The organism is Vibrio sp. S/42/10, assembly GCF_029890535.1.
Taxonomy (GTDB): Bacteria; Pseudomonadota; Gammaproteobacteria; order Enterobacterales; family Vibrionaceae; genus Vibrio; species Vibrio cyclitrophicus.
In genome coordinates this window covers 261,681-282,804 of record NZ_JAKMZC010000004.1, presented here as the reverse complement: position 1 = coordinate 282,804, position 21,124 = coordinate 261,681, and the positions used below count along the sequence as shown (strand labels likewise).

At 42.9% G+C, this 21,124-nt stretch carries 17 protein-coding genes; 10 read left to right on the top strand and 7 right to left on the bottom strand.

Annotation, left to right across the window (positions count from 1 at the left end; translation table 11 throughout):
- Positions 1–38: 38 nt before the first annotated feature.
- A complete protein-coding gene (locus L8S15_RS07045; RefSeq protein ID WP_146493085.1) occupies positions 39–767 on the top strand; it encodes a pseudouridine synthase in 729 nt (242 codons plus the stop codon).
- A gap of 71 nt (positions 768–838) precedes the next feature.
- Here the strand turns inward: L8S15_RS07045 and L8S15_RS07040 are convergent, their stop codons facing one another.
- Together L8S15_RS07040 and L8S15_RS07035 are read right to left on the bottom strand one after the other, a co-directional pair.
- Positions 839–1,495, bottom strand: a complete 657-nt coding sequence (locus L8S15_RS07040; RefSeq protein ID WP_016783833.1) for a DUF2057 family protein — start codon at positions 1,493–1,495, stop codon at positions 839–841.
- A gap of 190 nt (positions 1,496–1,685) precedes the next feature.
- Positions 1,686–2,681 (bottom strand): porin, encoded by a 996-nt coding sequence (locus L8S15_RS07035; RefSeq protein WP_016783832.1) that lies wholly within the window; start codon positions 2,679–2,681, stop codon positions 1,686–1,688.
- Between the two features lie 512 nt (positions 2,682–3,193).
- Between L8S15_RS07035 and dinG the strand changes: the two genes are divergently transcribed.
- From dinG to L8S15_RS07010, 5 genes are all read left to right on the top strand, one after another.
- Positions 3,194–5,269: an ATP-dependent DNA helicase DinG gene (gene dinG, locus L8S15_RS07030; protein ID WP_146493084.1), complete on the top strand. Its 2,076-nt coding sequence runs from the start codon at positions 3,194–3,196 to the stop codon at positions 5,267–5,269.
- 126 nt (positions 5,270–5,395) lie between these two features.
- Positions 5,396–6,175 carry a TSUP family transporter gene (locus L8S15_RS07025; RefSeq protein WP_010437397.1) on the top strand — a complete coding sequence of 260 codons (780 nt, stop codon included), beginning with the start codon at positions 5,396–5,398 and terminating at the stop codon, positions 6,173–6,175.
- Positions 6,176–6,195: 20 nt separating this feature from the next.
- Positions 6,196–6,744: a primosomal replication protein gene (locus tag L8S15_RS07020; RefSeq protein ID WP_280572235.1), complete on the top strand. Its 549-nt coding sequence runs from the start codon at positions 6,196–6,198 to the stop codon at positions 6,742–6,744.
- A complete protein-coding gene (gene rsmS / locus L8S15_RS07015; RefSeq protein ID WP_016768427.1) occupies positions 6,734–6,904 on the top strand; it encodes a pleiotropic regulatory protein RsmS in 171 nt (56 codons plus the stop codon). Before L8S15_RS07020 ends, rsmS begins: the two co-directional genes overlap by 11 nt.
- Before the next feature lie 57 nt (positions 6,905–6,961).
- The gene (locus L8S15_RS07010; protein WP_146493083.1) at positions 6,962–8,095 is read left to right on the top strand and encodes a cupin domain-containing protein; all 1,134 of its coding nucleotides are present in this window, start codon (positions 6,962–6,964) and stop codon (positions 8,093–8,095) included.
- A 157-nt stretch (positions 8,096–8,252) separates the two neighbouring features.
- Here the strand turns inward: L8S15_RS07010 and L8S15_RS07005 are convergent, their stop codons facing one another.
- The gene (locus tag L8S15_RS07005; protein WP_016792573.1) at positions 8,253–10,370 is read right to left on the bottom strand and encodes a methyl-accepting chemotaxis protein; all 2,118 of its coding nucleotides are present in this window, start codon (positions 10,368–10,370) and stop codon (positions 8,253–8,255) included.
- A 500-nt stretch (positions 10,371–10,870) separates the two neighbouring features.
- On the opposite strand from L8S15_RS07005, the gene emrD reads away from it, so the two are divergent.
- The 3 genes from emrD to xthA all read left to right on the top strand — a co-directional run bounded on the left by emrD (position 10,871) and on the right by xthA (position 15,479).
- Complete coding sequence (gene emrD / locus L8S15_RS07000; protein WP_280572229.1) at positions 10,871–12,076, top strand: multidrug efflux MFS transporter EmrD; 1,206 nt, start codon at positions 10,871–10,873, stop codon at positions 12,074–12,076.
- 335 nt (positions 12,077–12,411) lie between these two features.
- Positions 12,412–14,502, top strand: a complete 2,091-nt coding sequence (locus L8S15_RS06995) for an oligopeptidase B (RefSeq protein WP_016794732.1) — start codon at positions 12,412–12,414, stop codon at positions 14,500–14,502.
- Positions 14,503–14,672: 170 nt separating this feature from the next.
- The gene (gene xthA / locus L8S15_RS06990; RefSeq protein ID WP_010437369.1) at positions 14,673–15,479 is read left to right on the top strand and encodes an exodeoxyribonuclease III; all 807 of its coding nucleotides are present in this window, start codon (positions 14,673–14,675) and stop codon (positions 15,477–15,479) included.
- A 71-nt stretch (positions 15,480–15,550) separates the two neighbouring features.
- Here the strand turns inward: xthA and L8S15_RS06985 are convergent, their stop codons facing one another.
- From L8S15_RS06985 to L8S15_RS06970, 4 genes are all read right to left on the bottom strand, one after another.
- The gene (locus L8S15_RS06985) at positions 15,551–16,228 is read right to left on the bottom strand and encodes an ABC transporter permease (protein ID WP_004736535.1); all 678 of its coding nucleotides are present in this window, start codon (positions 16,226–16,228) and stop codon (positions 15,551–15,553) included.
- A gap of 2 nt (positions 16,229–16,230) precedes the next feature.
- Positions 16,231–16,971: an ABC transporter permease gene (locus tag L8S15_RS06980; protein WP_004736534.1), complete on the bottom strand. Its 741-nt coding sequence runs from the start codon at positions 16,969–16,971 to the stop codon at positions 16,231–16,233.
- A 78-nt stretch (positions 16,972–17,049) separates the two neighbouring features.
- Entirely contained in the window at positions 17,050–17,820 is a 771-nt protein-coding gene (locus tag L8S15_RS06975; protein WP_010437364.1) for an ABC transporter substrate-binding protein, read from the bottom strand.
- A 130-nt stretch (positions 17,821–17,950) separates the two neighbouring features.
- Positions 17,951–18,721, bottom strand: coding sequence for an ABC transporter ATP-binding protein (locus tag L8S15_RS06970; protein WP_280572226.1), 771 nt, complete (start codon positions 18,719–18,721; stop codon positions 17,951–17,953).
- Between the two features lie 790 nt (positions 18,722–19,511).
- On the opposite strand from L8S15_RS06970, the gene L8S15_RS06965 reads away from it, so the two are divergent.
- Entirely contained in the window at positions 19,512–21,053 is a 1,542-nt protein-coding gene (locus tag L8S15_RS06965; protein ID WP_016767646.1) for a DUF3360 family protein, read from the top strand.
- Positions 21,054–21,124: the final 71 nt, after the last annotated feature.

The window sequence follows — 21,124 nt, the reverse complement described above, 5'->3', positions numbered from 1 at the left end:
TCAGCACACTTCGTTTACATTTTTGCAAGGTAGTTAACATGTCTACTCGCTCACGCAGCGCATCTCGCTCAGACAAACCAGCTCGTTCTGAAGCAATATTAAAACAAAGCGGTAATAGGCAGAACCGACGCAGTGATAAAAATAGCACTGGTAATTCGCACAAGAAACCTCATTCAAGTAAACACCGTTACAAGGGTAAACCTACGAACACAAAACCTAAGATAGCTATCGAAGATCGCAAGATTATTCTGTTCAACAAGCCATTTGATACGCTAAGTCAGTTTACTGATGGTGAAGGTAGAAAAACATTGGCGGATTTTATTCCTGTTAAAGATGTTTATGCAGCCGGACGACTTGACCGTGACAGTGAAGGGTTAATGGTCTTGACCAATGATGGAATATTTCAAGCCAAATTGACTCAGCCCAACTCAAAATCACCAAAAACTTATTGGGTACAGGTTGAAGGCGCACCTTCTGAGGAAGATTTAGATAAATTGAGAAAAGGTGTTGAACTAAAAGACGGCATAACATTGCCTGCCAAGGTGGAAATCATGCAAGAGCCTGTAGTCTGGGAGAGAACTCCCCCTGTGCGCTTCAGAGCCGCGATTCCTACAACATGGCTAGCTATTACTATCATTGAAGGGCGTAACCGTCAGGTAAGACGAATGACAGCGAATATTGGCTACCCTACCCTGCGACTTATTCGCTATTCAATGGGCAACATGAACGTGGGTGAGCTTCAGCCTGGGGAGTGGAAAGAGATTTAGCTGCTTGAATGCAAAGCCAGCGGCAAATGCTACTGGCTTTCTAAAAAGTTATCAACGTTAGTTAAATGTAATTACTGTTGGTCAACTAGCCATTTACGAAGAGATTTCCGCTCAGTTGGCGACAATTTCAAATACGACATTTTCGCTTTTTGCATTGCTAGACTATCTTGTTCTGCCGGCTTAATGGTTTGTTGCATACCGTTTGCTAGACTCGCTTCTGTAACAGGTGCAATGACATTACCCGCAAAACTTATACCATTGGCAGCGTTATAAATCATAAGTTGTTCGTCAAGGTTTGAATATGGGAGCATACCTTTTTTCCCTACCATTTTGATTTGGTCATAATCTATATCGCTGCCATTGAGGCTCACATTCCAGTCAATCATATCACCTTCAAACACCTTTCTTGCTTGAAGTACATCGCTCAGTTTCGGACCTTCGATTTCCAGTTCACCACCATTAACATCCAAGGTAAGAATATAAGGCGCTGAAGTGAAGTTACCACGCTGCTCACCTCGCCCCAACATCGTATCCATGCGTAACACGATTTGATTCGATCCCGTGGTAAGTATAAACGGTTCATCCACCTGTTTTTGACTATTGATAAATAACACTTCAACTCCTTGAGCCGCATCTAGCTCTGTCGACGTTTTGGTGTTTGCATATGCATTCGGGACACTCAACGCGGAAAGCGCCATTAAAATCGGAGTCCAAATAGTACGTTTCATGATTTAACCCTTTTTTATCATTAAGTCTTATCCCCAAATAACCTCGAGGTCTCGCTAATATCATGCATAAAAATATAGCTTACTAGCCAGAGATTTAAGCTCAGTTGGGTATAACACTGACAGCTTCCCATATAATCAAAAAGGCCGCATAAATGCGACCTTTGTTTACATTCAACTTGATATCAAGTTATTAGAATGTGTAGTATACACCAGCAACAAAACCGTCACCTTCAACTTTGTTGTCGTTGTCAACTACAGCTTCGGCATCAGTATATTCAACGAATGCTAAGATGTTGCTAGACACTGAGTAGTCAGCACCCACTGTGAAATAGTTAATTTCTTGGTCTGCATCACCGTCAGTAGCACCGATAGAAGTGTAAGCTCGTACTTTTTCGATTTGGTAGTCTAGAGCAATAGAAACTGTATCAAGATCAGACGCACCAGTGATATCTTCTGTAACGTAGTTTGCTGCCGCACTAAAATCGCCAAGGCTCAAGCGAGCTGCAACACCCATTATGCTGTGGTCTGTACCAAGGCCACGGTTACCTTGATCTTGGTAAGATGCGCCAAAAGTGAACATTTCGTTCAACGCGTATTCTGCAGACACACCGTATGCTGCATCTTCGTTTTCATTTGAAGATAGGTAGGTATCAGCAATTAGCTTAAGACCACCGTTTGTGTACTTCAATGAAACAGCGTGACCAGCACTTTCAAGAGAATTAACGAAGTCATCCATGTAACCTAGACCTTCGTTTGTTTTGTCAATCGTGATTGCATCTAGAGAATCACCAAAATCACCGATTTCGCCTGCAGCAATACCGAAGTTTTCACCAATGTTTAAACCGAAGTAAAGGTCATCAGTTTGCATTGAGTTATCGTCGTTTACAATGCCTTTCCAACCATCAAAGCCGTTACCGTTTTGGATTTCGAAAGAGCCGAATGCAGATACGCTATCGTTCAACTTGTGCGTTGCATCAATCTGAATTTTTGCCCATAGATCTACGTCTAGGTCGGTTTCAGTTTTTGTAGCTGCACCACCAGTTGTTGTTGTTGATTCAGCAGTACTTAGGTAAGTATCGATTTCACCTTTAATGTTAAAAGCTGTTGTACCATCATCGTAAATGCTTGCTGCTAGTGTAGAAGTTGAGATACCTGCTAGTGCTAGCGCTAATAGAGTCTTTTTCATAATAAATCCACTGCCTTTTCTAAGAATGGGAGATCCTTGCCCGGTTCCCTATTATTTTTATGACTAGTGATTACCACTCTTTGTTGGCTAATCACTGTCACTAAATTTCGAGGTCTAGATTGCAAAAGATTATCCTGCGTGTCAAATAAACTAAAAATAGACCTAAAAAAAACACAAACAATTTAAAATCAAGCACTTACATTTTTTTTCATCATTTTACGAGCGGCTTATCCTTAGTTTTACCAGAAAACATAATAACTATAAAAAACAAAATAATAGTATATAAAACCAAATACAACCATAGAAAAGCCAAACGACAGAGCTTAACACCTGTGTACTGGTATTTTTTAATATTAATATTTCACAAGATAAATAAAATCGTTAAGTTCCTGATGGTTCAGTTTTTTTTTGTGAACGAGATCTACCTTTGATTCAAAAGCAAGCTATTTTGCCGTAAATGTACCGGCTAGTGATATGTGCTACTATCCTCGCTCCGTTACGTAGGTCACAGTATGCTAACTACTAAAATTCAAAATTCTATTCGCACCAGTTATCAAAACCTCCAAGATCAGTTGGACAACTTTGTACCTCGCCGTGCACAAAATTACCTTGTAGCTGAGATAGCGAAGACACTTTGTGGTCAATACCACAAGAGCAGCCGCATGATTGTTGCTGAGGCGGGAACAGGAATCGGTAAATCACTGGCTTATTTAATGGCAACTATTCCCGTTGCGGTTTTAAATAATCGGAAAATCATTATTTCGACCGCAACCGTCGCGCTACAAGAACAGCTCGTCAATAAAGATCTCCCTCTATATAGAAGACTCACCGACAGAGAGTTCTCTTTTATATTAGCGAAAGGCAGACAACGCTATTGTTGCTCAGAGAAATTGGCAGCGGCTTGCGGTGTTGATGGTGGACAAATGGCTATGTTCGAATCCAAACCAAAGAAAAAGGATATCGAGCAACTTCAAACCATGTATCGTAGTCTGGCTCAAGGCAAATGGGATGGCGATCGTGATTCATGGCCGAAACCAATCGACAATATCATTTGGCAAATGATCGTAAGTGATAAGCACAGCTGCAACAACAGTATGCCAACTCACAGAGATTGCCCTTTCCAGAAAGCGCGTTCAGAGCTAGATAAAGCAGATGTGATTATCGCTAATCACAGTTTGGTGATGGCCGACGCTGACCTAGGTGGCGGAGTTATTCTTCCAGAGCCAGAAAACAGCATCTATATATTCGACGAGGCACACCATTTACCTCATGTCGCTCGAGATCACTCCTCTGCAGCTGCCAGTTTCAAAGGTGCGGCTTCTTGGTTAGAGCGTTTAAATCAATCGATCACTAAGCTTTCTGGTTTAGCGGACGAAAAGCGTGTGCACCGATTTAGAAATGAATTGCAGGACTCCGTACAACAACTGATCCCTACTCTGACTCAAATGAGCAAACAGTTTGACGCAAGCCACTTTGAAGACGGCTTGTATCGCTTTGAGCATGGTGACTTGCCTGAATGGTTAGAAAGTGAGTCGAAAGATCTCAAACAGCTAACTCAAAAGGCAAGCCAGTCTGTAGCAAAAATCGCTGACCTCATTGCTGAGCGAGTCAAAGACGGAGAGCTTTCCGCAAAACTAGCCGAGCCAGCGCTCGCTGAAATAGGCTTCTATATACAAAGGACAGAGAATCTAGCTCAAGTCTGGCGCCTAATGGCGGAACCTAAGCGAGAAAAAGGCGCACCACTAGCACGTTGGCTTGAGTTAAACAAAGAGAACGAAGGCGATTTCGTTGTCAACGTTTCACCGCTAGAGGTTGGTTGGCAACTTGACCAGCAGATTTGGAGCCGCTGTGTTGGAGCCGTATTAGTTTCTGCGACAATGCGAGCACTTAACTCCTTTAACTTTTTCTGTCACCAAGCAGGTATCAGTCAAAAAGCTGAAGATGGTGTTCAATTCCTTGCTTTGGCATCACCATTTGATTATCAAAACCAAGCAGAGCTGATCGTCCCTGCAATGAAATACGAACCTCAAGCACCTCAGTTTACCGAATATCTTATTGAAATTTTGCCTAAGGTAATAGAAGACAACAAAGCCAATCTCGTTTTATTCTCTTCTTACTGGCAAATGAACAAAGTTGCAGAAGCTTTAGCAACAGGTTTCGTTAAAAAGTCATGGGCTTTACAAGTTCAGGGTGACAGTTCACGCACTGAAATTCTAAAAAAACATAAAAAGCTAATAGAACAAGGCAAAACAAGCGTCCTTTTTGGAACGGGCAGCTTTTCTGAAGGGCTTGATTTGCCTGGAGAGCTTCTTGAAAATCTCGTCATTACAAAGATTCCTTTTGGTGTGCCTACCTCTCCTGTAGAGCAAGCACACTCTGAATATATTGAATCACGAGGCGGTAACCCATTTATGCAAATTACGGTTCCAGAAGCGAGTAAAAAGCTTATTCAATCTGTCGGGCGGTTACTGCGTAAAGAAAGAGATTCTGGTAAAGTCACGATCCTTGATCGTCGCATAGTAACGAAACGATACGGTAAATCATTACTCGACTCGTTACCGCCTTTTAAAAGAACAATAGAATACTAGTTTCGCCATCGTGTTGATGGCTCTAACTCTATCATTGCTGACCTTCGTATTAACAACTATGCATGTCTAACTCAACGGTTACCATGCTGCTGCCCTATCAGCACATAACGAGAACAATAGCTATTTATGGAAATGATTGAACCAACCATGTTGGTTGTACTTGCTTTGGTTGCCTTCGCCGCCGGCTTTATTGATGCAGTCGCAGGTGGCGGTGGGATGTTAACCGTCCCCGCTTTACTATCACTAGGCCTGCCACCACATATTGCGCTTGGTACCAATAAGCTAGCCGCAACGTTTGCCTCATCGACAGCGGCTTTTACGTATTATCGTAAGAAGTTATTTAAACCCGAATGCTGGATCAACGCATTCATAGCAACGCTGATAGGTGCGACCATTGGCACGTTAACTGTTGATGCAATCAGTACTGAATGGCTGGAGAAAGTTTTGCCGCTCATTATTTTAGCGGCGGCGGTCTATACCATTTTCCACAAGACTCCAGACGTGAGCCATGATGTGTCTCCTAAACCGTGCCCGGTACTTAAGAGAAAGCAAAAATTTCAAGGATTTATTCTGGGGTTTTATGATGGTGTCGCAGGCCCAGGAACGGGAGCCTTTTGGACAGTAAGCTCAATGGCATTGTACCGCCTCAACATCTTACTGGCTTCTGGTTTATCCAAAGCGATGAATTTCACTAGTAACTTCACCTCATTAGTGACATTTGCCATTCTTGGTCATATTGACTGGGTATTAGGTTTAACTATGGGGATTTGCTTAATGGCAGGTGCCTTTGTTGGTGCTCACTCTGCCATTCGGTTTGGCGCTACATTTATACGACCTGTATTTGTCACGGTTGTCAGCGTCCTTGCGATCAAACTGGCTTACGAGGCTTGGTTTGTTAGCTTATAGCATAAATTAATGGGAGTAATATGAGCCAGTTTTCAAAGCTTAAGAACGTCATCGATACCTTAATAGGTCATTGCTCTCAGGTGGACAAAAGTCGAGGTGCTTATCACCAAGCCTTATTCGACCGGACTTTATTCAAGTCTAGGGCATTTATTTTACTTCCTTATGCGCTCGAAGCTCAAACCACTTATCACACCGTATTGCGCGAACAAGCGACAAACCAGCTCACAGCATCAAGAGCGAATTACCTCACAGAAAAGTTAACCAATCAGATAGCGGCAATCCAAAGAGAGCTTGACAACCATGATTTAAGGTTAGATCGAAAAAGTAAGTCAGGAAAAAACCTTAACGACTTATATAATGAACTCGCTCAGCATCAAGATTGGCAAAAGCGACTGGTCGATTTAGTACGAGTACGAAAATTAGCGTTTGATTCTGCGCCTCGCCATAGTAAGAAAAAAGCGGACGAGGCTTGGCAATTAGCAAAAGAACGATTAGAACGCTGTGAAGACTCAATGAAAAATATTGAGAGACTGATTAACTTAGAGAACCCTAAGCGAAATGAACACTGATAACACATCATCACCACTGGATAATGCGCCAGAAGAAGTTAAGTTAGCTGTCGACCTGATCTATCTGCTCGAAAGCAACGAAATCGACCCAAAAGTGGCGTTAGAAGCAATTAATATTGTCCAACAAGATTTACAAGCCAAACTAGCATCTAGCATCTAGCATCTAGCATCTAGCATCTAGCATCTAGCATCTAGCATAAAAACATACAGGATTCACATGTACCAACTTAGCTTTTCTATGCCCGAATTTCTTGAAAACTACTGGCATAAAAAACCAACCATCTTAAAAGGTGGCTTCCAAAACTTCGTCGACCCAATTTCGCCGGAAGAACTTGCTGGTTTATCGATGGAAGAAGAAGTTGATTCTCGCTTTGTCTCTAACCTCGACAACCAATGGACTGCAGAACATGGTCCATTCTCAGAAGAGAAATTTGCCGAGCTGACTGAAACACATTGGCAATTGATCGTTCAAGCAGCGAACCACTGGCACCAAGTTGCAAATCAGCTGACTGAAGCGTTCCAAGCCTTACCAAACTGGTTATTCGACGATCTAATGATCTGCTACTCAGCACCAGAAGGCGGCGTAGGCCCACATATTGATCAATACGACGTATTCATCATTCAAGGCCAAGGTAAACGTCAGTGGAAGGTTGGCGAGAAAGATGTTGGCCAATACAAAGAAACCGTCCAAGCTTCTGCACTTCGTCAAATAGAAGGCTTTGAGCCAATCATTGATGAAACCTTAGAGCCAGGCGATATCCTCTATATCCCACCGGGCTTCCCACATGAAGGCAACACGTTAGAGCCGTCGATGAGCTACTCTATTGGCTATCGCTCCCCTAAAGAACAAGAGCTGATCAGCAACTTCGCCGATTTTGTACTTGCTCATGATATGGGTGACGTTCATCTTCACGATCCAGAATTCAAAACGCAAGATGATTACGGCAAGGTTCGTTCATCGGATTTAAACAATCTAACTGACATGTTGAAATCTGCACTAGAGCAACCTGAAACCATCAGCGAATTCATGGGATGTTTGCTAAGCCAATCACGCCACCAGCTTGATATCGTCGCTCCTGAGCCTTTATGGACAGAAGAAGAGATCGCTCAACACTTAGAGTCAGGAGGGGAGATCTGTCGAGTATCGGGCTTAAAGGCGCTCTACCATGAGAATGAAAGCAACACGGCTTACATCAATGGGGAAGTCGTTAAAGTTAATCAGGCTGATTCATCGCTACTAAACGTACTGTGTGATGACTCGGTGATTAACTCAGCAACCAACCTTACTCCTTCAGGTGTTACTGTCGTGACTGAATTGGTAAACAAAGGTTACTGGTTTATCGAAGACTAACTTGGTTAATCGGTTTCGATGAATATCATCGCCCCCTAGAACCTAATAACCTTAGAAAAACAAAAAGGGACAAATGAAATCTTCATTTGTCCCTTTTTCGATTCAACCGTTAACTAAACTAAAATAGCTAAACCGTGACCATCTAGGCCTTGAACTACTAGACCTTGAACTGATTCACCAATTTCTGTTGCTGTTGAGATAGTTGCTCGATTTCACTACCCACTTGCTCAGAAGCTGCGGCTTGATCCAAGATCTTCGCGCTTAAGTCACGTATGTTAACCACACTTTGATTCACTTCACCTGAAACAGATTGCTGTTCTTCTGCTGCTCTCACGATCTGGCTATTCATATCGCTGATCTCTTCAATTGAAGTGAAAATCGAACCAAGATCTTCAACTGCATTTTGAACATGTAACGCAGTATCGTTGGCTAAGATATTACCTTCTTGTATCGCTTCGACAACATCTTGAGTTCCAGCATGAACCTTGTCGATCACCGTTCTAATTTCCCCAACCGATGATTGTGTACGACTTGCTAAGTTTCTTACCTCATCAGCTACAACAGCAAAACCTCGTCCTTGCTCACCCGCCCTCGCCGCTTCAATCGCCGCATTCAATGCTAATAAATTGGTTTGCTCAGAGATCCCTTCAATAACACTTAAGATTTCGGTGATGTTACCATTATTTTTAGCTAACTCTTCAACAATAGGAACAGCACTCGACATACGCTCCACCAGCTTTCTCATTTCTCCAGCTGAGAGTTCGATGACTTGTTGCCCTTGTCGAGCAGAACGATTCGCTTCACAAGCAGCATCAACTGCAACTTCTGCATTTTGTACCACTAAGCCAGCGGTCTGAGTCATCTCTTCTGCGGCTGTTGCCACTAGATCGACTTCTTTAAATTGAGATTCACTGCTTTCACGTGTACTCGATGCTGATGCCTTAGCTTGACTTGTCGTACTCGCGACTTGCTCAGTAGTTTGAATCACTTCTTTAATCGTGTGCTGAAGCTTGTCTAAGAACAGGTTAAACCCTTGCGATAACTGACCAATTTCGTCTTGAGATTTCACTTCTAAACGCTGAGTCAAATCACCTTCACCAGAAGCAATATCATTGAGCCTGTCGACTACCTGTCGGATAGGCTTAACAATAGACAATGAAGCAAATGCGATAATAGCTAAACCAAAAAGAATAAAGATGACGCCAGCAATGACTTCCGTTTGGATACCTTCGCTTACTTTAGTACTAATGATTGAATCCAATTTGCTCGCATCAGCGACCACACTCTCACGCGGGATTTCAAACAACACACCCCAAGTTTGGTTGGCTGCGAAAACAGGCGCGAATGCGAGTAACCACTCACCATTCTCACTCCACTGAGTCGTCACTTCACCACCGAATATAAAGTCGGTCATCAAGTCTCCATTTGTGTTTTCACTTTGGAAGTTGGAACCAACAGCAATGCTTTGATCATCAGAAGCGATAACGGAACCATCTAGACTCACAACGTAAACCGCGCCTGCACCTTCAAACAAGCTTTGATCAGATTGAGTCACCACATTAACCAAACCATCAAGCCTTAAATCGATTCCTAAGAAACCAATAGCAACCTCATCAACCAAAATAGGCACTGAGATTGAAGAAGTAAGTAACGTTGTACCGCCACTGTTTACCACTCTTGGGGTGCTGATACATGTTTGACCCGATGACAATGGGCAATAAAAGCGTTCACTATTGCTACCATCACTCAATATAGATTCTGAAATTACGTTCGAAAGAACATTCTCACCATTGTCAGCTACCTTCCAGTACGGTGCAAAACGACCTTTTTCGTTAGATCCAACATAATCAGCATCGACATAATTAGCATCTTCACCATCAAGTAAATCAGGTTGGAAAACTAAATATGCACCTTGAATTGAGTCAAAATTAAGAACTGAACGACGCACCATTTCATCTAATGCCGTACGTAACTCTTCACTTGGCGTAAAGTTTTCGTCAGCATTGTTCTTTAAAAACTGAGCACTGGCAGCTAACATCTCAGCGCGATAGATAGCTTCGTCGACATAACGTTGTGTTTCTTGAGCATTGAGTTGAGAAACCGACGCCAAAAGCTGCTCGGTTTTGTTAATAACCGACTCTGAACTTTGAGATTTGATGACTTGTTGATTACTCGTTGCGTTATAGATCGAGAAACCAATAAGAGACAGTGAAGTAATGATTAAGCAGCAGCCTGCAAACAGAGTAATTTTCCACTGTACCGATAGAGAGCGCATTTAATATCCTTATTTAAGCCAAAAGACTTCCATAACCGTCACTATCACATTGAGATGAATTAACGAGCACAATGTAAATAAGTTTGACGAATAGCTTAGCAGATGATTACAGCACAAATTGCACACATATAAAACGAAAGTTTACATAAATGTTAATAGGCCGCATTTTTGATCTTTTGTTTCTGCGATCTCAAAATAATGTACTCAGATATTCATAGGTTATGTGGCTATTGATCTAACACCTTGAACATAGCCAGAGCATAAACATTTCAAGGAATCCAACGCCGCATTTTCATCTTGAAATCGCAACAATTTCGGATTAGTTTTTATAATCCAAACTATAGATTTTTATCTTGATCAACTTCACACTTTTTGATTGCTAACTCGGCACTCAACCTCTAACATCTCGCGACTAGATTCCCTAAACACTTTATTCATTTGGCTCTCCTCAAAGGAGCGCTAAGGCTTTTTACGTCTTTAATTTTTAGAGAGATACGCAAATGTCAGCCTCGTTTCCATTAGCGAAACTTACCTTTTTAATCGCAATCCTGACTGCCGTAGGTCAAATGACTCAAACGATGTACGTGCCTTCTATCGGTCAGATGTCGGGTGAGTTCTTAGTTTCTGCGTCTTCACTCCAAGCCGTGATGGCGTGTTACCTCATCCCTTATGGTCTGTCACAATTTGTCTACGGCCCTCTTTCTGATCGCTTAGGCCGTAAGCCAATCATCGTTGCTGGTTTGATCATCTATATCATCGGTACTTTGGTGGCATTATTCGCTCACGAATATGAATGGTTCTTAGCGGGTAGCTTTATCCAAGGTTTGGGCATCGGTTGTGGTGGTGCGATGTCTCGAACATTGACTCGCGACTGTTTTGAAGGCGCAGAACTACACCGTGCAAACAGCTTAATTAGCATGTGTGTGATTTTCTCCCCATTGATGGCTCCTGTATTGGGTGGTTACCTAACAGAAGTTTTCGGCTGGCGTTCTAGCTACTTGTTCCTTGCGCTGTTTGGCATCGCTGTTGTGATCACCATGATGACGAGCATGATGGAAACACTGCCAAGAGAACGACGCAAGCATGAATCGGTTGCCAACAGCTACAAATTCGTTCTGTCTGACAAACGTTTCCAAGGTTTCTTACTGGTGCTAGTCGCAACATTCGCGGGCGTAGCCGTATTTGAAGCAGCGGCAGGCGTGCTGCTTGGCGGCGTACTTGGATTACCTGCAACTACAGTAAGCTTGTTGTTTGTCTTACCCATTCCGGGTTACTTAGTCGGTGCAGGCCTATCTAGTTACATCGCACAACGTCGTACTGAGCGCCGCGTACTGAATGTTGGTCTAGTTGCTATCTTGGTAGGCTCAACAGTGGTGTTGATACCGGGTCTATTCAGTCAAACAACAGCATTAACTTTGATTGGCGGTGCAACGATTTACTTCTTAGGCGCTGGTATCTTATTTCCAGCTGCAACAACGGGAGCGCTTTCGCCATTCCCATTCCACGCAGGTACAGGGGGCGCGATCCTCGGTGGTATGCAAAACCTAGGCGCTGGCATCGCAACACTATTGGCATCGTTCTTCCCTACTCAAGACCAACTGCCACTCGGTTGCTTGATGATTGCAATGTCATTCATCGCCATGCTTGGTTTACATTGGGTTAACCGTAAACCTGACCATTCAAACGAAATGCCATTGGCTATCTAAAGTAAAACTCGAACCCTGCCCAAACAACGAAGAGGGATATACTGAAAAGTGTGTCCTTTTTTGTTTCACATCTATTCCTTCCACTCTCAATTATCAGCAATTTCATTTAACATTACTTTGATTTTTTAAAAAACAATAACAGACACTTGCGCTGAAAGTGCCTATCCAGAATCCAATTATAACTAACATCACTGGAAGAAAACTAACCACTAAAGGATGCTGGCATTAAAACGAGTAAGGTGCACACTAAGGATATACAGATGCGTTTCGCTTTAACCACATTAGCCGTATCGGTCGCACTTGTCGCCGGATGCAGCAATCAAGGAATACCAACCATGAACCATTACGCTCAATCACAACTCATCGTTCAGCAAACTCAAGCACCCGTTGCTAAAAAAGTCCCTCATGCAATGACGATTCATGGTGACACCCGAATCGATGATTACTACTGGATGCGTGATGACGAACGCCAAGATCCAGAGATCTTACAGCACCTAGAGCAAGAGAATCAGTACGCAAAGACCGTGTTGAAACACACGGAAATATTACAAGAACAATTATTCGAAGAGATCAAAGGCCGAATCGCGAAAGACGACAATTCGGTACCGGTTCGAAAAGGCAGCTACTACTACTCGAATGAAGTCACAGGTGACAACGAATACCCAGTTCACTTACGTGCAAAAGACTTTGTAGGCACAGACAAGCAAATCATCTTAGACGTTAACAAACTGGCAAAAGAGCATGAATTCTTCAGTATTGGCGGTTTAACGGTTAGTCCAAACGAAAATTTGTTGGCCTACGGCGAAGATACACTGAGTCGCCGCATTTACACCATCAAGATCAAAGACCTCACAACCAGTGAGTACCTAAAAGACGAAATTAAAGGTGCTTCAAGTGCTATCGCGTGGCAAAACGACAACCAAGCCTTTTACTACATCAAGAAAGATCCACAAACATTGCTAGGTTATCAAGTTTACCGCCACGTTTTAGGCACAGATCAGGCAAGCGATGAGTTAATCTACGAAGAAACCGATAGCGCTTACTACACCTCTTTGAGTAAAAGCAAAGATGGTGAACAGGTCTACATTTGGCACTCGAGCACAGAAACCAGCGGTGTTTCAGTCATAGATGCCAACAACCCAAAGGCTACAGCTGAGGCTTTCTACCCAAAAGAGACCGGCATTGAGTACAGCATCGCTAAGCTAGGTGATTGGTATTACATCTACACCAACTACCAAGCTGTCAACTTCCGTTTGATGAAAGTCACAACCAAAGACATGCATGACCGCTCAAAATGGGTCGATGTCATCCCAGCAGACGATAATACTCAGCTTGTTGATTTCGAGTTGTTTGATGACCATCTTGTTTACGAGCAACGTGCGGGTGGCTTATCGACAGTGAAAGTTCGCCAACTCTCAACAGGCAACGAGTTCCCACTTGAATTCAACGACACCGCATTTGCCGCTTACCTAACGAGTAACTATGAATTAGATAACTCAAAAGTTCGTATCTATTACAGCAGCTTAACCACACCAGGTACTTATTATGATTTCGACCTAAGTACGGGTGAGTCTGAAATCAAGAAGCAAACACCAGTATTAGGTGATTTCGAAGCAGATAACTATCAATCAGAGCGAATCATGGTTACAGCTCGCGATGGTAAGCAAGTACCTGTCTCTTTGGTTTATCGCAAAGACTTGTTCAAGAAAGACGGCACTAATCCAATCTACCAATATGGTTACGGATCTTACGGATCTACTATGGAACCGACCTTCAGCTCAACTCGCCTAAGCCTACTGGATAGAGGTTTTGTTTATGCAATCGCACATATCCGCGGCTCAGAAATGCTTGGTCGCCCTTGGTATGAAGATGGCAAAAAACTGACCAAACAAAACACGTTCAACGACTTTATTGATGTAACCAAAGGGCTTGTTGAAGAAGGCTACGGCGCAAAAGATAAAGTGTTCGCTGTTGGTGGTTCTGCTGGCGGTCTATTGATGGGAGCAATCATCAACCAAGCACCAGAACTGTACCGTGGTATTGGTGCACATGTTCCGTTTGTAGACATTGTGACAACCATGCTTGATGAATCGATTCCTCTAACCACCAACGAGTATGATGAATGGGGCAACCCAAACGATAAAACCTACTATGACTACATGTTGGGTTACTCACCATACGACAATATAAAAGTTCAAAGCTACCCGAACATGTTGGTAACGACAGGCCTCCATGACTCACAAGTACAGTACTTTGAGCCAATGAAATGGGTCGCGAAGTTGCGTGAGATGAAAACAGACAACAACGTGTTGCTATTCAAAACCGATATGGAAGCCGGTCACGGTGGCGCTTCTGGTCGATTTAAGCGATTGAAAGAATACGCACTTGAATACGCTTTCTTTTTTGATTTACTAAAGACTCAATAGATTCTACGTAACTGTAAGTATTCACATCATTTTATGTCGCCACTTTGTCTCTACAAAGTGGCGACATAAATTATTAAGCATGGTTAAATACGATGAACCATGAAATCCACCAAATCAAAAAACCTTTAAAGACAAGCAGTGACAAAGGTTTACGAGAGGTATAAAAACAAATGAAAGTAATTAGCTTCAACATCAACGGCCTTAGAGCCCGCCTTCACCAACTGCAAGCTATTATCGACAAACACCAACCCGACGTGATTGGCCTGCAAGAGATAAAAGTACACGATGAAGCCTTCCCAATTGCTGATGTTGAAGCAATGGGCTACAAGGTTTACTTCCACGGTCAAAAAGCCCACTACGGTGTGGCAATGTTGTGTAAGCAAGAGCCTATCTCTGTGCAGAAAGGGTTTCCTACTGACAATGAAGACCATCAAAAGCGTATGATCATGGCGACGTTTGAAGATGAAAATGGTGAGAAGGTGACCGTGCTAAATGGTTACTTCCCTCAAGGGGACAACATCAAGCACGAGACCAAATACCCGTACAAACGCCAGTTCTACAAAGACTTGATGACTTACCTAAATGACTACCACAACAAAGACGAACAAGTCATTGTGATGGGCGACATTAATATCAGCCCTATCGACGCAGACATCGGCATCGGTGAACCTAATGCGAAACGTTGGTTGAAAACAGGTAAGTGCTCTTTCCAACCAGAAGAGCGAGAATGGTTGAAAACACTGATGGATTGGGGTTTTGTGGATAGCTTCCGCTTACTGCACCCTGAAGTAAACGACCAATACTCGTGGTTTGACTACCGCTCGAAAGGTTTCGTGGACAACCGCGGCCTACGAATTGATGTAGTACTTGCGACTCAGAAGCTTGCTGATAAGTGTACTGAAGCAGGCATCGATTACGAACTGCGTGGCATCGAAAAGCCGTCTGACCACGCGCCAATTTGGTCGACGTTTAAGTAATCAACAGCAACAGAATCTGCTCATAAAAAACGGCGCTATAGAAGCGCCGTTTTGTTAATTATGATGTGTAATTAGCTAAGTGGTCTTAAGTAAGCTAAGAAACGTTTCTCTGCGAATTTGAAAATCGCAATGATGATAAACGTCAACCCCATGTAAAACAGACCTGCTGTTAGGAAAGATTCAAACGGAGCATAGTAGCGAGAGTTAACCAAACGAGCTGCACCCGTTAGATCCATAATCGTCACAATACCTGCAACGGCTGAGCCGTGAAGCATAAAGATAACTTCGTTACTGTAAGCCGGTAATGCACGACGTAATGCACTTGGCAGAATGATACGTCGGTATGTCTTAGGTGTGCTCATGCCATACGCTTTTGCTGCTTCAACTTCACCTTTTGGTAAGCCGTTAATCGCACCGCGAATGATTTCAGCTGTGTATGCCGATGTGTTAAGGATGAATGCCACCAAAGCACAAAACCATGCATTTTCCCATAGTGTATCTTTTACAGGGAAGAACTGATCCATTCCGTAGTAAATCAGGTACAACTGCACCAATAATGGCGTACCACGGAAGAAATAGATGAACGACCAAGCAGGAGCGTTAATCAGCATATTTGGGCTGTTACGAGCGATAGCTAATGGTATGGCTACACATAAGCCAATGATCAAAGCTACGCAAACCATCCAAGCCGTTGTCCATAAACCACTAAGGTAAATCGGCAGGCTTTCAATTATCAATGAAAAGTCCATAACTACCTCGCGTGGATGCTGAATTTACGTTCAACCAACTTAAGTAAGCCCGTCGAAACACTGGTGAAGAATAGGAAGATAAGTGCCACTGTCATATAGAAGGTAAATGGCATTTTGGTTGAACCCGCCGCCAATGCGCTAACACGCACCATATCTTCTAAACCGATAATGGAAACCAACGCGGTAGTCTTGAGTAGAACCAACCAGTTGTTACCGAAACCTGGCAATGCGTGACGAATCATTTGCGGTAATAGGATACGGCGGAATGCTAAGACAGGGCCCATGCCATAAGCTTTTGCTGCTTCCATTTCACCGCTATCAACCGCCATGATTGCTCCACGGAAAGTTTCAGCCATGTAAGCGCCAAAGATAAAGCCAATGGTTAAGACACCAGCAATGAATGGGCTGACATCGATATAATCAGGTAAGTAAGCGGTCCATTCGTGGTTAGGATCACTTGATGTGAACCACTCATTGAGCCATTCATTGATGGAATACAAACTGTTGTTTAGAAGGATTTGTCCACCAAAGAAAATCAGCATCATCAAGACTAGATCGGGAATGCCTCGAATGACGGTTGTATAGAGGGTTGCGATAGCGCGAGCCCAACGATAAGGCGCGAGTTTTGCTAAGGCACCTAGCATACCAAGAACCATAGCTAAAATTAGCGACAGCAAGGCAACTTCGATTGTAAGCACCGCCCCTTTCAGGATCGAAGCTTCATATCCTTGTAAATCAAACATAATGAATTCCAACAGAACTGCGAAAAGTTGGTAAGACAGGGAGAGGAGAGCCTCTCCCTTAAGAATTGGCGCTAGAGATTACTGACCGTATACGTCGTAGTTGAAGTATTTAGCAGCGATATCTTGGTAGATGCCTTTTTCACGAAGTGAAAGGATTGCCGCATCTAATTGCTTAGTCAGATCTTTGTCTTGCTTACGTAGAGCAATACCAAAACCTTCACCGAACCACTTAGGATCCGTTAGTGATGGGCCTACAAACTCGTAGTCTTCACCACCAGCTTTGTTTAGGACACCTTCTTCTAGAGCAGATGCATCACCTAGTACAGCAGCAACACGGCCGTTTGCTAGATCAAGGTAAGCTTCATCGAATGAACCGTAACGAACGATTTCTACTGTGTCACCGTAGTTATCTGTCAGGTATTTATCGTGGGTTGTTGCACGTTGAACCGCAATTTTTTGACCACTTAGATCGTCAAAGTTAAGGCCTGCGCCTTTCTTAGCGATGAACTTATTTGGGATAAGTGCGTATTTACCAGTGAAATCGATTTTTTTCTTACGCTCTTCCGTGATAGACATTGCCGCGATGATCGCATCATATTTACGAGCAAGTAGAGAAGGAATAATACCATCCCAATCTTGTGCAACGATCTTACACTGCACCTGCATTTCAGTACAAAGCGCGTTAGCCATATCAACATCGAAGCCTTTCAGTGAACCATCAGCTTCTGTCCAGCTAAATGGAGGATAAGCACCTTCAATACCGAAGCGTACTGTTTTCCATTCTTTTGCTTGAGCTACGCCCGTTGCAGCAGTTGCAGCAAGTGCCGCAACTAATAACCACTTTTTCATATCCCTACTCCTGTGATTTAGGTTTTTATGTTTTGCTAGTTTTTAATATTGTGTTTGTTATTACTGTACTTGTTGTGTTTCATTGTTCACACCGCCGCTGTTTACCTTGGCGACGGCATTTCAATTCTGATTAGTAAATCGAAGAGATAAATTGTTGTAATCGTTCAGATTCAGGTTCCGTAAACAGTTTAGCTGGATCGCCCTGTTCCTCCACTAAACCTTGATGGAGAAACATCACATGGTTTGATACATCACGAGCAAAAGCCATTTCATGTGTTACCACAAGCATGGTTCTTCCTTCTTCTGCTAAGTCACGCATTACGCCAAGAACTTCACCTACTAACTCTGGGTCAAGCGCCGATGTTGGCTCATCGAATAACATCACTTCAGGATCAACGGCTAACGCTCTTGCAATCGCAGCACGTTGTTGTTGCCCGCCAGACAAATGGCCTGGGTAGTAATCTTTGCGCTCATACAAACCTACTTTTTTAAGCAGTAGCTCTGCATTTTCAATCGCTTCAGCTTTAGGTACACCTAAGACATGAACAGGTGCTTCAATAACATTTTCGAGGACAGTCAGGTGAGACCATAGGTTAAAACCCTGAAAAACCATGGCTAGGCGAGAACGGATTCGCTGTACTTGTTTTTCGTTAGCAGGCACAGAAACACCTTGGCGGTTGTTTTTCATCTGAATTAATTCGCCGTTAACCCAAATCTCGCCAGCAGTAGGTGTCTCTAAAAGATTGATACATCTAAGGAAAGTACTTTTACCCGACCCTGAAGATCCGATAATCGATACTACATCGCCTTTATGCGCAGAAAGTGAAATTCCCTTTAAAACTTCATTTTGACCAAACGTCTTGTGTAAATCCTTTATGTCCAGCGCTGGTACATCTTTCATGCGCTTTCTCTCCCAAGTTTGTGAAAATGCAAGGTACTCCGACCTTTTCATGCGATACAAACTAGCACCACACGGATTAACATGCAACAAATTATTAACCTAAGAATTTGGAATAAATAGCGATTCACTCTGACTTATTATGCAAAAGGTAGCGTTTTCCCCTCAATTTAATGAATGAGTTCTATCAATAAGTCGTAATTACCACTCTTACATTGTTTACATAAAGTTAATCAAAATGAGATTTACGTAGCTCGATGTCTTACTAGCAAAACAAATTTTGTGTGCTAGAAAATGTCGCTGACAAAAAATATAACGCTCATAGAGCCATACACAACACACTATAAGGCACAGTAATTTTAAGGTTATTACATTGTAAGTATTTCTCTAGCGATCGAAGGTAATCCAATAATAGTGAAATAACTCAATAAGATTTAGGTTTGCAGCATATGCTTTAACCACCAAGGCTCGAGTAATAGAGGTTAACGTCAGTTTGTGAAAACAAATTACACTTTTTATCAATGGTACGTTAATGAATCGCTGCGTTTTGTAGCTTTCTTTCACATACACTCATAAAGTGATCAAGATCAATCACCCTAAAGGGTAAGCTTGTTAGACTCCTCAACACAAAATAAGGCATTAAAAATGCCAAACATTTCTTTTAACTTAACTGCATAAAGCACAGCAAAACCGTGCAACATAATGTTAATGAGTTATAACTAAGAAATAACGCAATTACGCGAACTTATAGAATTCAATTTTAGAATTACTAACATAAAAATATGAGGAATCTATGTCAGACGTTGTCAATAATGCGAACTCTGAAGTAGAAGAGAAAAGCTATAAAGAGCTACACCGTCCTGCTTCTGAATTTGAGAGCCGCTCAGATTATCTAGATCACGAACTTCAAATCATGAAGCCTCGCCGCTTCGGTTTAAACCTTCCAGGTCGTGACTTCCGCTTTGAACTTGAAGATCTTGTTCCTGCACTTGCTGGTACTATTGGTATCATTGCGATGTACTCTGCAGTAATGATGTCGTGGGCTGATGGCCTAACTCAAGCTTGGGATCACGTAAACCTAGGTAAAGACTTCGCAATTGAAGTCGCTCGTGTAGAAATGCTTATTCCTGCACTACTGTTTTGTATCCTTGCTTCCGGTTTCTTTAACCCTAAAGCAAACCTTGCCGGCAACCACGGCCCAATGATCCCTCTTATCGGTACCATCGCTCTCGCTGGTGCTCACCCTCTTGCATTGGCCATCCTGATCGGTGTGTTCGGTCTCATCCTAAGTTTCCTAAAAGGCGGATCTAAACTTGTTAACCTAACTTCTGAAGGTACAGCAGGTGGCTTGCTCATATTCTTAGGCTTAACCGGTACCATGAGCCAAATCAACTCAATTCAAGCATGGGCGGTTGGTCTTCAATCTTCTACTGTTGAAGCGGGTAGCATGGGTTACGTGGGTCTTATCGTTCTTGCTATTACTATTGCTATCTACGCTTTCTTAGCAAAAGTGAACAAGCGTTGGTTAGCTATTCCAGTTTGTGCGTTTACAGGCCTTGCTATTGCATTAGCATTAGGCGCTGGTTTCGATATCGTGTTCGAAACTGAAATGGGCATTCCAAACCTAAACCCAGTTTACTGGTGGGGTTCGACTTCTGAAGGTTGGATGCTTGGCTTGCCAAATGTTGAGCACTTCATCGCTTCGCTACCGTTCGCTATTCTTGCAGTAGCAATGTGGTCACCAGACTTCCTAGGTCACCGTATCTTCCAAGAGCTGAACTACCCTAAACGTTCTGAAAAAGTTCTGATGGACGTAGATGACACAATGACGATGTGTTCTGTTCGTCAAATGGTCGGTACTGCAGTAGGTGGTGGTAACATCACATCTTCTTGGGGTACTTACATGATCCCAGCAGCAATCGCGAAACGTCCAATCCCTGGCGGCGCTATCTTGCTTGGTTCTCTGTGTATTATTGTTGCAATCCTTGGTTTCCCAATGGACGTTGCAGTATGGCCACCAGTAATGCGTGTAGCACTACTTGTAGGTGTATCACTACCTCTACTTGAAGCGGGTATGCAAATGGTCAAGGATTCAAAAGATTCTCAAGCAGCGGGTATCTGTATCTTCGGTTCAGCGGTTGTTAACCCAGTATTAGCATGGGCATTAACGATGCTTCTTGATAACAACGGTCTAATTGGTGATAAAGAACGTGCGAAGCGTCTATCATTTGTAGACAAGATTGTTATCCCTGTCGGCGTTTTGGTTATCTGTCTGGTAGCAATGCTTGCGGTTGGTATGCTAGAAAGTCAATATGGCCTGAAAGCTTGGCTATAATAGTCCTTACTACAAATAAGTAGTATTCGGATTAAAAAAAAGTTTGGGTGGCAACCCTTGTCACTCAAATT

Excerpts from the sequence above, each read along its gene's own strand:
- L8S15_RS06970 (WP_280572226.1), bottom strand. The coding sequence starts at position 18,721 with ATGAAAGATGTACCAGCGCTGGACATAAAGGATTTACACAAGACGTTT.
- L8S15_RS06985 (WP_004736535.1), bottom strand. The coding sequence starts at position 16,228 with ATGGACTTTTCATTGATAATTGAAAGCCTGCCGATTTACCTTAGTGGT.
- L8S15_RS06980 (WP_004736534.1), bottom strand. The coding sequence starts at position 16,971 with ATGTTTGATTTACAAGGATATGAAGCTTCGATCCTGAAAGGGGCGGTG.
- L8S15_RS07035 (WP_016783832.1), bottom strand. The coding sequence starts at position 2,681 with ATGAAAAAGACTCTATTAGCGCTAGCACTAGCAGGTATCTCAACTTCT.
- L8S15_RS07020 (WP_280572235.1), top strand. The coding sequence starts at position 6,196 with ATGAGCCAGTTTTCAAAGCTTAAGAACGTCATCGATACCTTAATAGGT.
- L8S15_RS07045 (WP_146493085.1), top strand. The coding sequence starts at position 39 with ATGTCTACTCGCTCACGCAGCGCATCTCGCTCAGACAAACCAGCTCGT.
- xthA (WP_010437369.1), top strand. The coding sequence starts at position 14,673 with ATGAAAGTAATTAGCTTCAACATCAACGGCCTTAGAGCCCGCCTTCAC.
- L8S15_RS07025 (WP_010437397.1), top strand. The coding sequence starts at position 5,396 with ATGGAAATGATTGAACCAACCATGTTGGTTGTACTTGCTTTGGTTGCC.
- rsmS (WP_016768427.1), top strand. The coding sequence starts at position 6,734 with ATGAACACTGATAACACATCATCACCACTGGATAATGCGCCAGAAGAA.
- dinG (WP_146493084.1), top strand. The coding sequence starts at position 3,194 with ATGCTAACTACTAAAATTCAAAATTCTATTCGCACCAGTTATCAAAAC.
- L8S15_RS07010 (WP_146493083.1), top strand. The coding sequence starts at position 6,962 with ATGTACCAACTTAGCTTTTCTATGCCCGAATTTCTTGAAAACTACTGG.
- L8S15_RS06965 (WP_016767646.1), top strand. The coding sequence starts at position 19,512 with ATGTCAGACGTTGTCAATAATGCGAACTCTGAAGTAGAAGAGAAAAGC.
- emrD (WP_280572229.1), top strand. The coding sequence starts at position 10,871 with ATGTCAGCCTCGTTTCCATTAGCGAAACTTACCTTTTTAATCGCAATC.
- L8S15_RS07005 (WP_016792573.1), bottom strand. The coding sequence starts at position 10,370 with ATGCGCTCTCTATCGGTACAGTGGAAAATTACTCTGTTTGCAGGCTGC.
- L8S15_RS06975 (WP_010437364.1), bottom strand. The coding sequence starts at position 17,820 with ATGAAAAAGTGGTTATTAGTTGCGGCACTTGCTGCAACTGCTGCAACG.
- L8S15_RS07040 (WP_016783833.1), bottom strand. The coding sequence starts at position 1,495 with ATGAAACGTACTATTTGGACTCCGATTTTAATGGCGCTTTCCGCGTTG.
- L8S15_RS06995 (WP_016794732.1), top strand. The coding sequence starts at position 12,412 with ATGAACCATTACGCTCAATCACAACTCATCGTTCAGCAAACTCAAGCA.